Raw genomic sequence first — 14,392 nt, forward strand, 5'->3', positions numbered from 1 at the left:
GTCGTCAGTGACCGGCTCCGCGCCGGCCACGACGACTGGGCATGGCGGTCACGCCCTCGGGGACCGGCGGCAGACCCGCCGCCGTACAGAGTAGTTCGGCCCATGCCTCGACGTGCGCGCTGATCTCGAGCCGGCCGTCGGCCAGCTCGGGGGTCCACGACGCCCGGATCTCGATCTGGGCGCTCCCGTCGTCCTCCGACATCGTGCCGAAGCTGTCGGTGGCGACCCGGGTGATGGTGCCCGAGGCCGCGGTGTACGACGCGCCGTGCGCCGTCAGCGCCTCGGTCAGCCAGCTCCAGCCGACGTCGGCGAGGGCGGGGTCGGTGATCATCTCCAGCTCGATCTCGGCGCGGGCGTAGGCGACGCAGCGGAACGTGCCGTCCCACGAGTCGTTGCCGTCGGGGTCGTGCAGCAGGATGATCCGGCCGGTGCTGACGTCGTTGCCGTCGACCGTGACGTCCGCGCTGAGGGCCGTTGCGTACGGGGCGATCCGCTGGGGTGCGGGCATCGGCTCGCAGAGCACCTCCGGGCGCATCCGGGTCTCGGCCATGGCGCGCACCGCGGCCGCGAACTCCGCAGGCTCCGGCGGCGCACCCGAGCCCGGGCGTGCCTCGCTCCCCACCACCATGGGGTCACAGTAAGCCGGGGTGCTACGGCCGATGTGCGCACACGCCGGATGTTTTGCGACCATCTGCCCATGGCCACCGCCCCGGACGCGACCCGCGAGCTGACCCATGACAGCGCCTTCCTGCGGGCGGTGCGCGGGGAGCCGGTCGACCACACGCCGGTCTGGTACATGCGTCAGGCCGGCCGGTCGCTGCCGGAGTACCTCCGCGTCCGCGAGGGCGTCGGGATGCTCGAGTCGTGCATGACCCCCGACCTGGCCACCGAGATCACGCTCCAGCCGGTGCGGCGGTACGCCGTCGACGCGGCGATCTTCTTCTCCGACATCGTGTTGCCGCTCAAGGCCGTCGGTGTCGACCTCGACATCGTGCCCGGGGTGGGCCCGGTGGTGGCCAGCCCGGTGCGCACCCTGGCCGACGTCGCGGCCATCGCGGACCTGACTCCCGGACACGTCCCGTTCACGACCGAGGCGATCACGATGCTGGTCGCCGAGCTCGGGCCGACCCCGCTGATCGGCTTCGCGGGCGCGCCGTTCACCGTGGCGTCGTACCTCGTCGAGGGCGGGCCCTCGAAGGACCACGCGCTCACCAAGGCGATGATGTACGGCGCGCCGGAGGTCTGGGACGCGCTGCTGCGCAAGATCGCCGGCATCTCCGCGGCGTACCTCCGGGTGCAGGTCGAGGCCGGCGCCTCGGCGATCCAGCTCTTCGACTCCTGGGCCGGAGCGCTCACACCGGGCGACTACGAGCGGTCGGTGATGCCCCACTCCGCGGCCGTGCTCGCCGCGGTCGGTGACCTGGGGGTGCCGCGTATCCACTTCGGCGTCGGGACGGCGAGCCTGCTCGGCCTGCTCGCCGAGGCCGGGGCCGACGTCGTCGGGGTCGACTGGCGGACGCCCCTGTCGACCGCGATCGCCCAGGTGGGCGACCGGGCGGTCCAGGGCAACCTCGACCCGACCCTGGTCTTCGCCCCGCCGGAGGTGATGACCGCCCGCGCGGCGGAGATCATCGACGCCGGACGGGCCGCCAAGGGCCATGTGTTCAACCTCGGCCACGGCGTCCTCCCCGCCACCGACCCCGCCCGCCTCGAGCGCCTCACCGACTTCGTCCACACCTACTGACTCCAACGCCGACTCGGCACAAGTGCGCAGTCCCAGAGCGCCGACTCGGCGGAAGTGTGCAGTCCCAGAGCGCCGACTCGGCGGAAGTGTGTAGTCCCAGAGCGCCGAGTCGGCACATGCCGACTCGATGCCGAGCGCGCGACTGTGCTGCCCAGCGACGCCCGGCGGCTCAGTGAGGCTCAGTGAGACCCAGCTCGACGGCCATCGCGTCGACGAGGTCCGAGATCGCCTCGAGCCCGGCGACAGGTCCGCCGGCGATCATCCGGTTGGTCCCGAGCAGGACCGCGCCGGGCGCCCGAGCGCCCACAGCCTCGCGGAAGACGCCGCCGGGGTCGCGCAGGTGGTGATGACCCGGGGCGCCCGCTTCGCCCTCGGTCACCACGTGGGTGACCACCGCCGGCTCCACGCGCCTGGCCCACGCCGTGCACTGCTCCACCACCTCGGAGTCGCGAGCCGGGTCGCAGAACACCAGCAGTCGCGCCGCGGCGTCGCTGAGCCGCCACACGCCGACCGGGCCGGAGCCGTCGTGCAGCAGGCCCTCGGGGATGGGCCGCTGTTCGTACGCCCAGGGATCGCGCCGTACGGCGAACCGCACGGCCAGGCTCGCGGCCACCGCCACGCCGGCGGCGACCAGCAAGGTCGCGGTGACTCCCCAGGCACGGCCGTCGAGACGGCTGAGGCGCTCGGCCACGCCGTCGCCGCGCCAGGAGTCGGCCCAGGTGAGGATCGCCAGCGCGAGCAGCACGACGTTGCGGACGAGGGTACGACGGGTCACCTCGCCCAGGCCGAGCCGCCCGAAGCACGGGCACGTGACCGGGTAGGGCAGCCGGAGGGCGTCCCGGATGACCACGACGTACAGGGAGAACAGCACCAGGGCGGCGAACGCCGCGACGACGTACGACGCGCCGCGAGTCACGACCAACGCCGCGGCCACGACCAGCTCGCCGTAGGGGAGGAGGCGCGGTGCTTGCAGCCGGATCAGCACCCGCGGTACGCCGAGCTGCCGGAAGACCGAGGCGGTGTCGCGCGGGTCGCGGAGCTTGGCCACGGCGCTGACCAGCAGGACCACGACGAGCAGCAGCGGTGGCACCACGAAGACAGCGCTGGACACCGGCTCAGGATAGGCGGGATCCGAGTGCAAGAGTGGGCGGCGTGCCAGACCAGCGACCGGACGCCGTCGTGGTCGGCGCAGGCATCGCCGGGCTCGTCGCGGCACGTGACCTGATGGCCGCCGGCCTGTCCGTTCTCGTGCTCGAAGGGTCTGCCGAGCCAGGGGGCAAGCTGCGCCTGGGATCCGTCGCGGGGGTGGCCGTCGACGTCGGCGCCGAGTCGATGCTGGCACGCCGCCCGGAGGGGGTCGGCCTCCTCGCCGAGCTCGGCGTCGAGCCGGTCCACCCGGCCTCGAGCTCGTCGCACCTGTGGACGCGCGACGAGCTGCGGCCTCTGCCGCGCACGCTGCTGGGAGTACCGCTCGACCTCGAGGCGCTCGCGGTCTCCGGTGTCCTCTCCGACGACGGGCTCGCCCGCGCACGCCACGAGACGCGGCTGCCCGTCGACGAGGAAGACGTGTCGGTCGCCGAGCTGCTCGGGTCTCGCCTCGGTCACGAGGTCGTCGAGCGGCTGGCAGAGCCGCTGCTCGGTGGTGTGTACGCCGGTCGTGCGGCGAACCTCTCGGCTCGGGCCGCGATCCCGCAGGTGGTCTCGTTGCTGCGCGAGCACGGGTCGCTGCTCGCGGCGGCGGCCGCCGTCCCTCCCGCGTCGGACAGACCGGTGTTCGCCGGCCTGGAGGGTGGGCTCGGAACCCTGCCCCCGCTGCTCTCGTCCGGGCTCGCGGTCCGCACCGACTCGGCGGTGCGTGCCGTCGCGCGGACGGCGACGGGCTTCCGGCTGACCCTCGGCTCCGCCCGCAGCCCCGAGACCCTGGAAGCAGATCGGGTGGTCCTGGCGACCCCGGCGGCACCGACGGCGCGGCTCCTCGCCGAGGTCTCGCCGGTGGCCGCGCGGGAGCTCGCCGCGATCGAGTACGCGTCGCTGGCGATCGTCACCATCGCCGTGTCGGAGCTGGACGTGGGTGGCTCGTCCGGCTTCCTCGTCCCGGCCGTCGACGGCAGAGACATCAAGGCGGCGACGTACTCGTTCTCGAAGTGGGGCTGGGTCGACGCGGCCAGTGACCTGCGCATCCTGCGCGCATCCGTCGGCCGGCACGGCGAGGAGGCCTCGCTCCAGGTGACCGATGACGTGCTCGTCGCCCGGGCGCTGGCCGAGCTGGCGCGGGCGACCGGCCAGCCGGTGGCGCCGGTCGACGTCCACGTGCAGCGCTGGGGCGGTGCCCTGCCGCAGTACGCCGTGGGCCACCTCGACCGCGTGGCCCGGATCCGGGCAGCGGAGCGAGCCGTCCCTGGCCTGGCCCTGTGCGGCGCGGCCTACGACGGGGTCGGGATCCCCGGAGTCGTCGGGTCCGCCCGCCGGGCGGCCGCTGCGGTGCTCGCGGCACAATGAGGGCATGGCCCCCACCGACTCCCAGCAGCACGACGCCGAGCAGACGAAGGCCGCTCGCACCCGGGAGCTGAACGACACGATCCGCTACACGATGTGGTCCGTCTTCCGGCTGGCCGAGCCGCTCGGGCCAGTCGAGGGCGGCGCCGACCGCGCCGCCGAGGCGGCGGAGGTCACCGAGCTGTTCGAGAAGCTCGCCGCCGACGATGTGGTCGTCCGCGGCACCTACGACGTGTCCGGGCTCCGGGCCGACGCCGACCTGATGGTCTGGTGGCACGCGCCCACGAGCGAGCAGCTCCAGGCGGCGTACAACCTGCTGCGGAGTACGGCGTTCGGGCGTCGGCTCGTGCCGGTCTGGTCGCAGATGGCGCTGCACCGGCCGGCGGAGTTCAACAAGAGCCATCTCCCGGCGTTCCTCGCCGAGGAGGAGGGCAGGGCGCACGTGTGCGTCTACCCGTTCGTGCGGTCCTACGAGTGGTACCTCCTGGAGGACGCCGAGCGCCGGCGGCTGCTCGCCGAGCACGGCCGGATGGCGCGTGACTACCCCGACGTCCGAGCGAACACCGTGTCGAGCTTCGCCCTCGGCGACTACGAGTGGCTGCTCGCGTTCGAGGCCGACGACCTGTCTCGCATCGTCGACCTGATGCGACACCTCCGCGGCTCCGAGACCCGCCGCCACGTCCGCGAGGAGGTGCCGTTCTACACCGGAGCCCGCACCTCCGTTGCCGACCTTCTCGCCCGCCTCCCCTGACGCGTCCCGACGGACGCGCGGGGCTCTCCGTCAGCTCTCGACGTCCGCGGACGAGGGCTCGGACACGGGCTCGAGCCTGAGGGAGACCGAGTTGATGCAGTAGCGGTCGCCGGTCGGCGTGCCGTAGCCGTCGGGGAACACGTGGCCCAGGTGCGAGCCGCAGTTGGCGCAGCGGACCTCGACCCGCTTCATGCCGTGCGAGCTGTCCTCGATGTACTCCACCGTGTCGGTGAGCGGCTGGTAGAAGCTCGGCCAGCCACACCCGGAGTGGAACTTCGTGTCGGACTCGAAGAGCTTCGCCCCGCAGGCCTTGCAGGAGTAGACGCCCTTGGTCTCCGTGTCGGTGTACTCGCCGACGAAGGGGCGCTCCGTGCCGGCCTCGCGCAAGACGGCGTACTCCTCGGGCGAGAGCTCCTCGCGCCACTGCTCGTCGGACTTCTGGACCAGGTAACCCATGGCACCAGGCTAGCCTGAGGACCATGGCGAAGACGCCCGCGGCGGAGGTCCGGGCCGGCGATCGGTCGGTGCGGGTGAGCAGCCCCGACCGGGTCATCTACGAGCGGACCGAGCGGACCCCCGAGGTCACCAAGCTGATGGTCGCGGAGTACTTCGCCAGCGTGGGCGACGGGCTGATGCGCGCGCTGCGCGACCGGCCGACCGCGCTGGAGCGCTGGACGTCCGGGGTCCGACCGGGAATGAGGCTCGCCACCGGCCCCCTGGACAAGGACGCCGACGCGTTCTACCAGAAGCGGGTCCCGAAGGGCGCGCCCGACTACCTCGAGTCGGTCCGGGTGACCTTTCCCTCCGGCCGCACCGCCGACGAGATCTGCCCGACCGAGATCGCGGTGCCGGTCTGGTGTGCCCAGATGGGGACCCTGACCTTCCACCCCTGGCCGGTACGCCGCGTCCCCGACGATCCGACCAGTGTCGACCGGCCCGACGAGCTGCGCATCGACCTCGACCCGCAGCCGGGGACGACGTTCGCCGACTGCGTGCGTGTCGCTGGCGTCGCCAAGGAGCTGCTGGAGGAGCTCGGCCTGCAGGGGTTCCCCAAGACCAGCGGCAACCGCGGCGTCCACGTCTACGTCCGGATCGAGCCGCGCTGGGAGTTCGTCGACCTCCGCCACGCCGCCATCGGCTTCGGTCGCGAGCTGGAGAAGCGGGACGACGGCGTGACGACCGCGTGGTGGAAGGAGGAGCGCGGCGAGCGGATCTTCGTCGACTTCAACCAGAACAACCGCGACCGCACCATCGCCTCGGCGTACTCCCTCCGCCCGGTCGTCGGCGCGCCCGTGTCCACACCCATGACCTGGGACGAGCTGGCCGGTGTCGGCGACCCCAAGGAGTACAACCTCTTCACGGTCCCCGACCGTCTGGCCGACGGCGACCCCTGGGCCGCGATCGACGCCGAGCAGTACTCGCTGGAGCCGCTGCTGGGCCTGTTCGAGGAGCAGGGCTCCGTCGAGCTCAACTACCCGCCCGACTACCCGAAGATGCCGGGCGAGCCTCCCCGCGTGCAGCCCAGCAAGAAGGTCGAGTCGCACTGGGACGAGCACGGCAACCGGATCCCTGACTGAGGGGGGTCGAGGCAGCCGCGGGCCTCCTCGATGCATCGGTCCGACCGGCAGCTCGCTACTCGCGCTCGGCGGGTGGCCCCCAGCGCAGCACCAGCCTCCAGCTGAACATTCGGCGCTCGGGACGTGCGGCGAGCATGCGACGACGAGCAACGGGACGACGAGCCGGGCAGCACCCGCAGCCACAACCACAGGGTGACCAGCACCGGCACCACCGGGACCGCGACGGCCAGCGCGACGTGGTCGGACCAGCTCATGGAGCCTCAGTCGGACCGCGTCTCGGAGTCCCGGTCGAGGCGGTCGTCCCCCTTCCGGAGACCCGGCCGGCGGGTTCGCGCTCCACCCCCAGTGGGGCCCAGACTGCGCGCACCAGGCTCGAGCGTCCTCACCCGTGGAGGCGCTTGTGCGCCGATGCGCCCCGCCTCTGCATGAGCTGCGGGGCGCAGGGGCCGTCACGAGCCTCGCGGCTCGCCCCGTGGCGGCTTCCCTCGGCTCGGTATACCTCCGGTAGATCGCGTCGAGGGTGCATTCGATCATGGACCACGGGAGGAGGTCTTGGTACACCCCTGGGGGCGTATGTCTGCACCGGGCCGAGCGCACTACCCTGCTATCGCGGCCTCACCGTCGCAGAATCGGTAGGTGGTTCGACCACTGATGTCCAAGACGGTGAGGCCGTCTGTCCCGTTCCCTGGTGCCGCCGTCACATGCGGCTCACCTTGCGGAGCCGGGCGAGGACTCCGGCACGTGGTCGCCGAGGATCGGACGGCGCCGCGCGACCGGGTGCGTTGATGGCCAGGAACTCCAGTCCCCGCGGGCCGGCGAGCATGAACCTCTGGTGACCGGTGTCGACCGCGACGCACTGCCCCGCCGCGAGCGGCACCTTGACGTCGTCCAGCACCAGCCAGCCGGCGCCGCCGAGCACGACGTACACGTCCTCGACGCGGTCGCCGACGTGGTCGTGTCGCACCGTGGACTCGCCCGCGGGGAGCCGGATCTCGCACAGCTCGAAGGCCGTGACCCGCAGATCCGCACTCAGCCGTCGGTCGAACGGGCGCGGTTCGACGTCACGGCCCTCGTCCTCGGTGACGGGCTCCGGGTCGACGATCCTGTAGCTCACGCCCACCTCGTACCCCGTCGGAGCGGGGCATCTTCGCGTCAGGCGGCAGCGGGTCGGACCATCGGCCAGATCGGAGGGCCACCCTCCGGCAGGTCGTACATGCCTTGGTGCACGAAGCCGAGCCGCTCGTACAACGCGGCACTGCGCTCACTGCTCGCCTCGATGTAGGCGGGCAGGTGCTCGCTGTCGCAGCGGTCCAGCGCCGGTTGCATCAGCGCGCGGCCCAGGCCGGCGTCCCGCAGGCCCGGCCTGACCGCGACCCACCTGACGTAGTAGTGCGGCTGGGTCGGGTGGTGCTCCTCCATCACGCGCTGCACGCGGATGGCTCGTGTCAACCACCGGCCGTAGACCCGCAGCCACCGGAGCGCGGTGCGTCCATCGGTCTGCTTGGGCATCTGCCACTGGTCGGGCGGCAGCACGATGCAGCCACCGACCAGGCGGCCCGGGGACGCCGCGTCGTCGGCGGTGAGGACCAAGCCGCCGCGCGGCAGCGCCAAGACCTCCAACTCGATGGCGAACATCCGCCGGAGCCGGGCTTGCCGGCCTAGGCGCTGGGGCAGCATCCACCCGGTGACGGCCTCGCCGACGAATCCTTCGGCCATCGCGGCGCTCAACGCCGCGACGTCGCCGGCCGTCGCCGTCCGCACCGAGACCATGCCGGGCATTCTAGTGTCGTGCGGGCGGCACCGGTCACGGCACCGGTCAGGCAGCGTGCAGACGCGCCGCCTAATCTTCCCTCATGCCAAGGTGGCGAACGGCGCTCACCGGGCGTCCCTCCGTGTCGGTGGCGATGGCGACCTACAACGGTGAGCAGTACCTGCCCGAGATGCTCGAGAGCCTCGCGGCGCAGACCCGGCTCCCTGACGAGCTGGTGATCCGCGACGACGCCTCCGAGGACGGCACGGTGGGGATCCTCAACGCCTTCGCGCGACGCGTCCCCTTCCGGGTCGAGGTGATCGCGGGCGGGCCGCGACTGGGGTACGCGCAGAACTTCGTGGCGGCCAGCCGCGCGTGCAGCGGCCGCGTGATCTTCTTCGCCGACCAGGACGACTCCTGGCGCCCGCCCAAGCTCGCGACCGTCTCCCAGCAGGTACGGCGACCGGGGGTGCCTCGCGCGTACTTCCACGACTTCGCGCTCGCCGAGGAGGACGGCGCGGTCGAGGCGTCGTACTACGAGCTGCTGGCGCAGCGTGGGCTGCCGCCCGCGGTGTCGATCAAGGGGTGCAGCATGGCGGTGACTCGGGGGTTCGTCGACCTGTGGGGCTGGCCCGCGCCCGAGGCGCCGCTGTCCCACGACTTCTGGGTCGCCCTGCTGTCGACGGCCTTCGGTCAGCGCCGCAACCTGTCCGAGCCCCTGATCGACCACCGGCTGCACGGCGCGAACGCCTCGGGCTGGATCCCGGACGACTCGTCACGGGCGTTCACTGCGCCTGGCGACGGCTCCGGGCCAGTCCGGCTGCTGGTCGACCTGGTGCTCAAGGGACCACGCGTGGGGGCCCGGACGCGGGCCTTCCTCGACGTCCTCGACGAGCGCGGCGGCGGCGTCGACCCGGTGGCCGCGCAGCGGCTGCGCCGGCTCCTGCGGGTCAACCGTAGACGGCACCGCGACGACGGCGGCGACTGATCGCTCCTGGGTGCTCAGGAGCGGACGTTCATCGTCTCCCGGGTCCACGCGGGCACGTCCGGCTTCACCGGGTGGTAGAGCTTCCCGGGCTGCTGGAAGGCGCTGGGGTCCTCGTGGAAGTAGTGGTCGCGGACCGGGCGGAAGCCGAAGGTGAGGTCCTTCGGGCGTCCGGCCGGTGACTTGCCGACGTAGACGCTCCGCTCTCGACCCGCGGGGACGAACGAGCCCTCGCCGCCGAAGTCCTCCACGCGCAGCCCGGCCTCCCGGGCGACGGTCGGCACGACGAACTCGTAGTGCCCGCGCCACGCCGGGTCGGCGCCCGCCGCGGCGTAGGCATCGAGCAGCGCGCGGCTCAGCCGCATCATGGGGTTGAGGGACCGGACCCATCGCTCCTCGGGTACGCCGGACGGCGCGCCGGCACTGCGCCACCAGGGCCACCTCGGCTGCTCGTGGCGGTACATCAACGTCGTGCTCAGGAGGTCGGCGTCGTTGTCGGCGAAGCGGCCGAACAGGTCGCTCCAGTGGCCGGCCAGGTCGACGTCGTACTCGAACACCCAGAGCTGGTCGGCGCCTTGGTCGGCCGCGAGGCCGCGCAGCACCGGGACGAGCAGGGTGTCGAGGTAGCCGCCCTGCACGCCGCCGTGCTGCTGCATCGCCCGGTAGCGCGCGGGCATGACCTCGGCCGGGTCGTCGTAGCCGAACGACGCCTCGGGGCGGGGGAGCGCGTCGTGGCTGAACACGAACCGCCAGCTCACCAGGTCACCGCTCTGGGCGACCAGCCGGTCGAAGTGCCGTCGGATCCGCGGCGACTCCCGGTGGGTGAGGAAGATGCCGGCGGCGGTCACGCGCCGGTGACGCCCTCGCCGGAGCCGGCCTGCTCGTCGAAGTTCTCGTGCTCGAGCAGGTGGAGGACCGGGACCCCGATCCTGCGGCGGGCGCGCGAGGTCCAGTCGAGGTGGAAGAACTCCGACACGACGTGCGACCGGGTCACGATGATCGCCTCGCGCCCGTCGACCGCCGCCACCTCGCCCGCCAGGGCGTCGATCGGGTCGTCGTCGACGACCTTGCCGTCAGCGGTCGCCCCGGCGGAGGTGAGCGCGTCGAGGGTCGCCTGGAGGTCGTGCGCGGAGTTGCGCTCGGTCTCCTCCCTGACCACCTCGACCGTCTCGGGATCCACCGGGATCCGCGGCGAGGCCAGCGTGTCGGCACTGATGGAGCCCATCGCGGCCTCGATGCGCGCCGCGGCATCCTCCAGCGGCAGGAGGACGTGGTACCGGACGTCTTGGTGCTCGGCCACCAGCTCCTCGTGCAGCGACCGAACCTGGGCCGCGTCGGCGGCGCTCAGCGCCTCCTCGACCAGCAGCACGACGTCGTAGGTCTCGCTCATGGCCGGAAGCCTAGGCCACCGGCGCTAGGGCGCCGGGCGGGCACCGAGGACGTCGGCGAGGTCGTAGCCGACCGGCTCGTCCAGCTGGTCGTAGCCACAGCTCTCGGGGTCGCGGTCGGTGCGCCAGCGGCGGAACTGCGCGGTGTGCCGGAAGCGCCGTCCCTCCATGTGGTCGTAGGCCACCTCGACCACGAGATCGGGCCGCAACGGCGTGAAGCTCAGGTCCTTGCCCTGGCTCCAGCGGCTCTGCGTGCCGGGCACGCGATCCGGGTTGGCGGTCAGGAACTCCGCCCAGCGGCCCCACGGATGCTCCTCGATCGGCACCACCAGCGGCTGGAGCTGCTCGATCAGCTCGGCGCGACGTACCTCGGTGAAGCTCGCGCTGACGCCAATGTGCTGGAGCTGCCCGTCGTCGTACAACCCGATCAGAAGGCTGCCCAGCAGCGGCCGCTCGGGGGTGCTGGACTTGTGCTCGCGGTAGCCGGCGACGACGACGTCCGCCGTCCGCTCGTGCTTGATCTTCAGCATCGTGCGGGCGTTCTCGACGTACGGCGCTCCCAACGGCTTGGCGACGACGCCGTCCAGCCCCGCTCCCTCGAACTGGTGGAACCACTGCTCGGCGCGGCTCGGGTCGGTGGTGGTCGCCGTCAGGAAGCACGGCCCCGCCGCTGGCTCCAGGGCCTTCTCCAGGGCGGCACGGCGCCGCGCGAACGGCCAGTCGACGTACGCCGTGTCGCCGAGCGCCAGCAGGTCGAAGGCCACGAACCCGGCCGGTGTCTTGTCGGCCAGCATCTCGATCCGGCTCTGCGCCGGGTGGATGCGCTCCTGGAGCACCTCGAACTCCAGCCGGTCGACGCCCTGCTCGTCACGCTGAGCCACGAAGACCTCGCCGTCCAGCACCGCCCGTGCCGGGAGCTGCTCGCGCATCGCCGCCACGACCTCGGGGAAGTACCGCGTCAGGGGCTTGGTGTTGCGGCTGGCCAGCTCCACCTCGTCGCCGTCCTTGAACACCAGGCACCGGAAGCCATCCCACTTCGGCTCTATTTGTACGTAAGGAAGCTGCGCGAGGGCCTTCTCCAGGGTCGTGGTCTTCGCCAGCATCGGGCGGATGGGCGGCATCACCGGAAGGTCCACGATCAGGACTCTAGCTCCGCCGATGCGATCGTCCGATGAGCAGCGTGGTTGGTAAGGAAGAGGTCTCTCAACTGGTCCCACCAGCCCAGCAGTGAGCCACGCACCGTTAGTCCGAGCCAGAGCCTTCCGGGGAAGGATGGACGAAAGCCTCGAACCCGCGCGGCTCGCGCTGGACAGTCATTCGCGGCGAAGTGACGCAACTCTGCAACTGGCTCGTCAGCCCTTCCAAACCGCGCAAGTTCGGGGATGCGTGCTCGTTGGGTGGCTCCGGAAGCAGAGCGACCTCTGCCATCCTTGGCGAATGGAAACCCACGACGATGGCTTCGCACGGGGTTCATTCGTCATGGAAGTCCCGATGTTTGCGTCACAGTACGTGGAATCGTTGACAGCGACTGGCGCCCGCACGGGGTGTGCTTCAGGGTTCTTCGCCAGGAACAGTCGGGGGGAATACTTCCTGATCACGAATCGACACGTTGTCACCGCGCAGAATTGGGAGACTGGACAGATCGAAGGCACGGCTCCATCGGCCCTCCGGTTCAGTGTGCCGTTGTCCGTGCCGTCGGGTGCGGGCGGCTTCTGGACGAGCGCGTCGGTTGCGCTCGGCTACGACGATTGGTCGCCCGAGTGGCTCGAACACTACAAACACGGAAGCCATGTCGACGTCGTTGCGGTTCCACTGCATCAACTTGCCTATGAGTCGCTGCCAGAGGGCTACGAACTGGACCTCGTTTGCTACCCCATAGACGGCGCTCCGGCGCAACTAAGCATCGCCAACGACGTCTTCGTGATTGGGTTTCCAGTAGGTGCGCATCCGCTGCGAGATGGAGCCGTCCCCATTTGGACGCGAGGCTCAATTGCCTGGCCGCCCCGCCTGGATTGGCACGGCAGGCCATGCTTTCGGATCGACTCTCGAACCCGCCAAGGTCAGTGAGGATGTCCCGAGTTCCGTGGAACTTCGGTGGCGGTCCGGTGAGCATCATGCTGCGCTCACGTCTTGAGTGTTGCAGTCGGCATCGACAGTCTGGCCTGCGACATGTCGTTCCAGTGCTGCTCGCAGGGCTGGGAGGTGGAGGTGGCCGTTCACCCGCCGGAACTGGGTGCGCGCCTGGACCATCCCGGCCGCGCACCAGCGCAGCGCCATCTGCCCGTCTCGCCAGCGCTTGACGTTCTTGGCGTGCTCGCGGCAGATCCCGATCATCGACTCGATCGCGTTGGTCGAGCGCAGTGTCCGGGCCAGCGTGGGTGGCAGGTCCAGGCGCAGTACGGTCAGCGTCTCGGCGAGGCCCTCGCGCAGGCTGCCTGCGGCGCCGGGGTGGGTCTTGTCCAGCTCCCGGGCCAACTCCTCGAGCAGCGCCTGGGCCTCAAGCGCGGAGTCGGCGTGGTACGCCGCCCGCATCCGCTTGGTCACCGGGCCGCGCATCTTCTCGGGCAGGTGGTCACGCACATTTCGCAACTTGTGGATCTGACACCGAGCGAGCACCGGGTGGTCGAAGACCTCCTTGACCGCCGCGGTGAGTGCCTTGGCGCCGTCCAGGACGGCCAGGATCGGCTGGGTGACGTCCAGGCCTCGCTCGCGCAAGCCGACCAGCAGCCCACGCACCAAGGTGGTGTTCTCCGTCGATCCCTCGACCAGCGCGAGCGGGTGCTTGGTGCCGTCGACATCGATGCCCAGGGCGACCACACACAGGTGGTCGGCGAAGTGGACGCCGTCGATCATCAACGCGACCAGGTCCAGCTCCGAGAGATCCGCGACGAGCAGGTCGCCCAACGCGTGCTCGGTCATCGCCACGAACTTGCGCGAGACCGCCGACTTGCTCGTCGACCTCGACGCCTCCTCCACGGCCCCACCGACCGGCTCCAACCCGACCGGGTAGCGCCGAGTCGAGAGCCCGCCGAGCATCCGCTCCATCGCCATCTTGCCGAGCAGCTCGGTGGAGTTGAACAGCTCGTAGGCCGGCACCGCCACCTCACCTGTGCCGTCGGTAGCACGGACCCTGGGTCGAGTGACCGGCACCCGGCGGCCGCCCAGGGTGACCGAGCCCGCCTCGGTGCCGTGCCGGCTCGCGGCCCGGTCCGGGTTGTGCTTGCCCTTCGCGCCGCACGCAGCGGTCACGTCTGCCTCCATCAGCTGCTGCATGACCTGCAGCCCAGCGCCGACCGCGAGGGCCAGCAGCCCCTCGCGCATGTCCTCGGCGATCTCCTCCATCGCCACGCTCACCTGCTCGGGCACGGCGAGCGCACTCGTCTGGGTCGTCTTCGTCTGGTAGTTCTTGGTCACGGTGGTCCCCTGTCTCCTTGGGTCGTCTTTGGCGGACGCCCAACACCTACCGCAAGGCAGGCGTCAGGCGGGGGACCGCCACCTCAAGTTCCACGAGAGCCGGGACAACTTCAGGTCAGTCGGGCTCACCCACTGTGTTCTACGCCGACGCCACCATGTCATTCGTTGGACGTGACGGACAGCTCTCGCAGGGTCCTGCGTGGGGGCTTGTTGGCGTGTATGGCGGACGGATACACCGTGACAGCGACATCGGCATCGTTTGGAAGCGCAGTCTTGTCAAGGACCTA

General features: G+C 71.1%; 15 protein-coding genes. 6 read left to right on the forward strand and 9 right to left on the reverse strand.

Annotation, left to right across the window (positions count from 1 at the left end; translation table 11 throughout):
• Positions 1-4 precede the first annotated feature (4 nt).
• The gene (locus VHW64_RS05240; RefSeq protein WP_329649458.1) at positions 5-628 is read right to left on the reverse strand and encodes a DUF3000 domain-containing protein; all 624 of its coding nucleotides are present in this window, start codon (positions 626-628) and stop codon (positions 5-7) included.
• A 69-nt stretch (positions 629-697) separates the two neighbouring features.
• On the opposite strand from VHW64_RS05240, the gene hemE reads away from it, so the two are divergent.
• Positions 698-1,744 (forward strand): uroporphyrinogen decarboxylase, encoded by a 1,047-nt coding sequence (gene hemE, locus VHW64_RS05245; protein ID WP_329649459.1) that lies wholly within the window; start codon positions 698-700, stop codon positions 1,742-1,744.
• A gap of 169 nt (positions 1,745-1,913) precedes the next feature.
• Here the strand turns inward: hemE and VHW64_RS05250 are convergent, their stop codons facing one another.
• The gene (locus VHW64_RS05250; protein ID WP_329649460.1) at positions 1,914-2,855 is read right to left on the reverse strand and encodes a MauE/DoxX family redox-associated membrane protein; all 942 of its coding nucleotides are present in this window, start codon (positions 2,853-2,855) and stop codon (positions 1,914-1,916) included.
• A 41-nt stretch (positions 2,856-2,896) separates the two neighbouring features.
• Between VHW64_RS05250 and hemG the strand changes: the two genes are divergently transcribed.
• On the forward strand, positions 2,897-4,243 hold the full coding sequence (gene hemG, locus VHW64_RS05255) for a protoporphyrinogen oxidase (protein WP_329649461.1): 1,347 nt from the start codon (positions 2,897-2,899) through the stop codon (positions 4,241-4,243).
• A gap of 4 nt (positions 4,244-4,247) precedes the next feature.
• Positions 4,248-4,991, forward strand: a complete 744-nt coding sequence (gene hemQ / locus VHW64_RS05260; protein ID WP_329649462.1) for a hydrogen peroxide-dependent heme synthase — start codon at positions 4,248-4,250, stop codon at positions 4,989-4,991.
• A 30-nt stretch (positions 4,992-5,021) separates the two neighbouring features.
• Here hemQ and msrB read toward each other — a convergent pair whose 3' ends face one another.
• A complete protein-coding gene (gene msrB / locus VHW64_RS05265; RefSeq protein WP_329649463.1) occupies positions 5,022-5,447 on the reverse strand; it encodes a peptide-methionine (R)-S-oxide reductase MsrB in 426 nt (141 codons plus the stop codon).
• A gap of 23 nt (positions 5,448-5,470) precedes the next feature.
• Here msrB and VHW64_RS05270 point away from each other — a divergent pair, with 23 nt between their 5' ends.
• A complete protein-coding gene (locus VHW64_RS05270) occupies positions 5,471-6,568 on the forward strand; it encodes a DNA polymerase domain-containing protein (protein WP_329649464.1) in 1,098 nt (365 codons plus the stop codon).
• A 697-nt stretch (positions 6,569-7,265) separates the two neighbouring features.
• Here VHW64_RS05270 and VHW64_RS05275 read toward each other — a convergent pair.
• On the reverse strand, positions 7,266-7,682 hold the full coding sequence (locus VHW64_RS05275) for a hypothetical protein (protein WP_329649465.1): 417 nt from the start codon (positions 7,680-7,682) through the stop codon (positions 7,266-7,268).
• A 38-nt stretch (positions 7,683-7,720) separates the two neighbouring features.
• The gene (locus tag VHW64_RS05280) at positions 7,721-8,338 is read right to left on the reverse strand and encodes a GNAT family N-acetyltransferase (protein WP_329649466.1); all 618 of its coding nucleotides are present in this window, start codon (positions 8,336-8,338) and stop codon (positions 7,721-7,723) included.
• 83 nt (positions 8,339-8,421) lie between these two features.
• Here VHW64_RS05280 and VHW64_RS05285 point away from each other — a divergent pair, with 83 nt between their 5' ends.
• Entirely contained in the window at positions 8,422-9,306 is an 885-nt protein-coding gene (locus tag VHW64_RS05285; protein WP_329649467.1) for a glycosyltransferase, read from the forward strand.
• A 14-nt stretch (positions 9,307-9,320) separates the two neighbouring features.
• Here VHW64_RS05285 and VHW64_RS05290 read toward each other — a convergent pair whose 3' ends face one another.
• From VHW64_RS05290 to VHW64_RS05300, 3 genes are read right to left on the reverse strand one after another with little or no spacing between them, the layout of a single operon-like run.
• A complete protein-coding gene (locus VHW64_RS05290) occupies positions 9,321-10,151 on the reverse strand; it encodes a hypothetical protein (RefSeq protein ID WP_329649468.1) in 831 nt (276 codons plus the stop codon).
• Positions 10,148-10,693: a hypothetical protein gene (locus tag VHW64_RS05295; RefSeq protein ID WP_329649469.1), complete on the reverse strand. Its 546-nt coding sequence runs from the start codon at positions 10,691-10,693 to the stop codon at positions 10,148-10,150. Before VHW64_RS05295 ends, VHW64_RS05290 begins: the two co-directional genes overlap by 4 nt.
• A 24-nt stretch (positions 10,694-10,717) precedes the next feature.
• Positions 10,718-11,827, reverse strand: coding sequence for an ATP-dependent DNA ligase (locus tag VHW64_RS05300; RefSeq protein ID WP_329649470.1), 1,110 nt, complete (start codon positions 11,825-11,827; stop codon positions 10,718-10,720).
• Between the two features lie 301 nt (positions 11,828-12,128).
• Between VHW64_RS05300 and VHW64_RS05305 the strand changes: the two genes are divergently transcribed.
• On the forward strand, positions 12,129-12,758 hold the full coding sequence (locus tag VHW64_RS05305; RefSeq protein WP_329649471.1) for a hypothetical protein: 630 nt from the start codon (positions 12,129-12,131) through the stop codon (positions 12,756-12,758).
• Positions 12,759-12,803: 45 nt separating this feature from the next.
• Here the strand turns inward: VHW64_RS05305 and VHW64_RS05310 are convergent, their stop codons facing one another.
• Positions 12,804-14,105, reverse strand: coding sequence for an IS256 family transposase (locus VHW64_RS05310; protein ID WP_329649472.1), 1,302 nt, complete (start codon positions 14,103-14,105; stop codon positions 12,804-12,806).
• Between the last annotated feature and the right edge of the window lie 287 nt (positions 14,106-14,392).

It is taken from the genome of Nocardioides sp., from assembly GCF_036267815.1.
Lineage (GTDB): Bacteria > Actinomycetota > Actinomycetes > Propionibacteriales > Nocardioidaceae > Nocardioides.

What these genes read in the sequence shown, in the direction of transcription:
- VHW64_RS05270 (WP_329649464.1), top strand. Translation starts at nt 5,471, where the DNA reads ATGGCGAAGACGCCCGCGGCGGAGGTCCGGGCCGGCGATCGGTCGGTG.
- msrB (WP_329649463.1), bottom strand. Translation starts at nt 5,447, where the DNA reads ATGGGTTACCTGGTCCAGAAGTCCGACGAGCAGTGGCGCGAGGAGCTC.
- VHW64_RS05295 (WP_329649469.1), bottom strand. Translation starts at nt 10,693, where the DNA reads ATGAGCGAGACCTACGACGTCGTGCTGCTGGTCGAGGAGGCGCTGAGC.
- VHW64_RS05285 (WP_329649467.1), top strand. Translation starts at nt 8,422, where the DNA reads ATGCCAAGGTGGCGAACGGCGCTCACCGGGCGTCCCTCCGTGTCGGTG.
- VHW64_RS05240 (WP_329649458.1), bottom strand. Translation starts at nt 628, where the DNA reads ATGGTGGTGGGGAGCGAGGCACGCCCGGGCTCGGGTGCGCCGCCGGAG.
- VHW64_RS05305 (WP_329649471.1), top strand. Translation starts at nt 12,129, where the DNA reads ATGGAAACCCACGACGATGGCTTCGCACGGGGTTCATTCGTCATGGAA.
- hemE (WP_329649459.1), top strand. Translation starts at nt 698, where the DNA reads ATGGCCACCGCCCCGGACGCGACCCGCGAGCTGACCCATGACAGCGCC.
- hemQ (WP_329649462.1), top strand. Translation starts at nt 4,248, where the DNA reads ATGGCCCCCACCGACTCCCAGCAGCACGACGCCGAGCAGACGAAGGCC.
- VHW64_RS05280 (WP_329649466.1), bottom strand. Translation starts at nt 8,338, where the DNA reads ATGGTCTCGGTGCGGACGGCGACGGCCGGCGACGTCGCGGCGTTGAGC.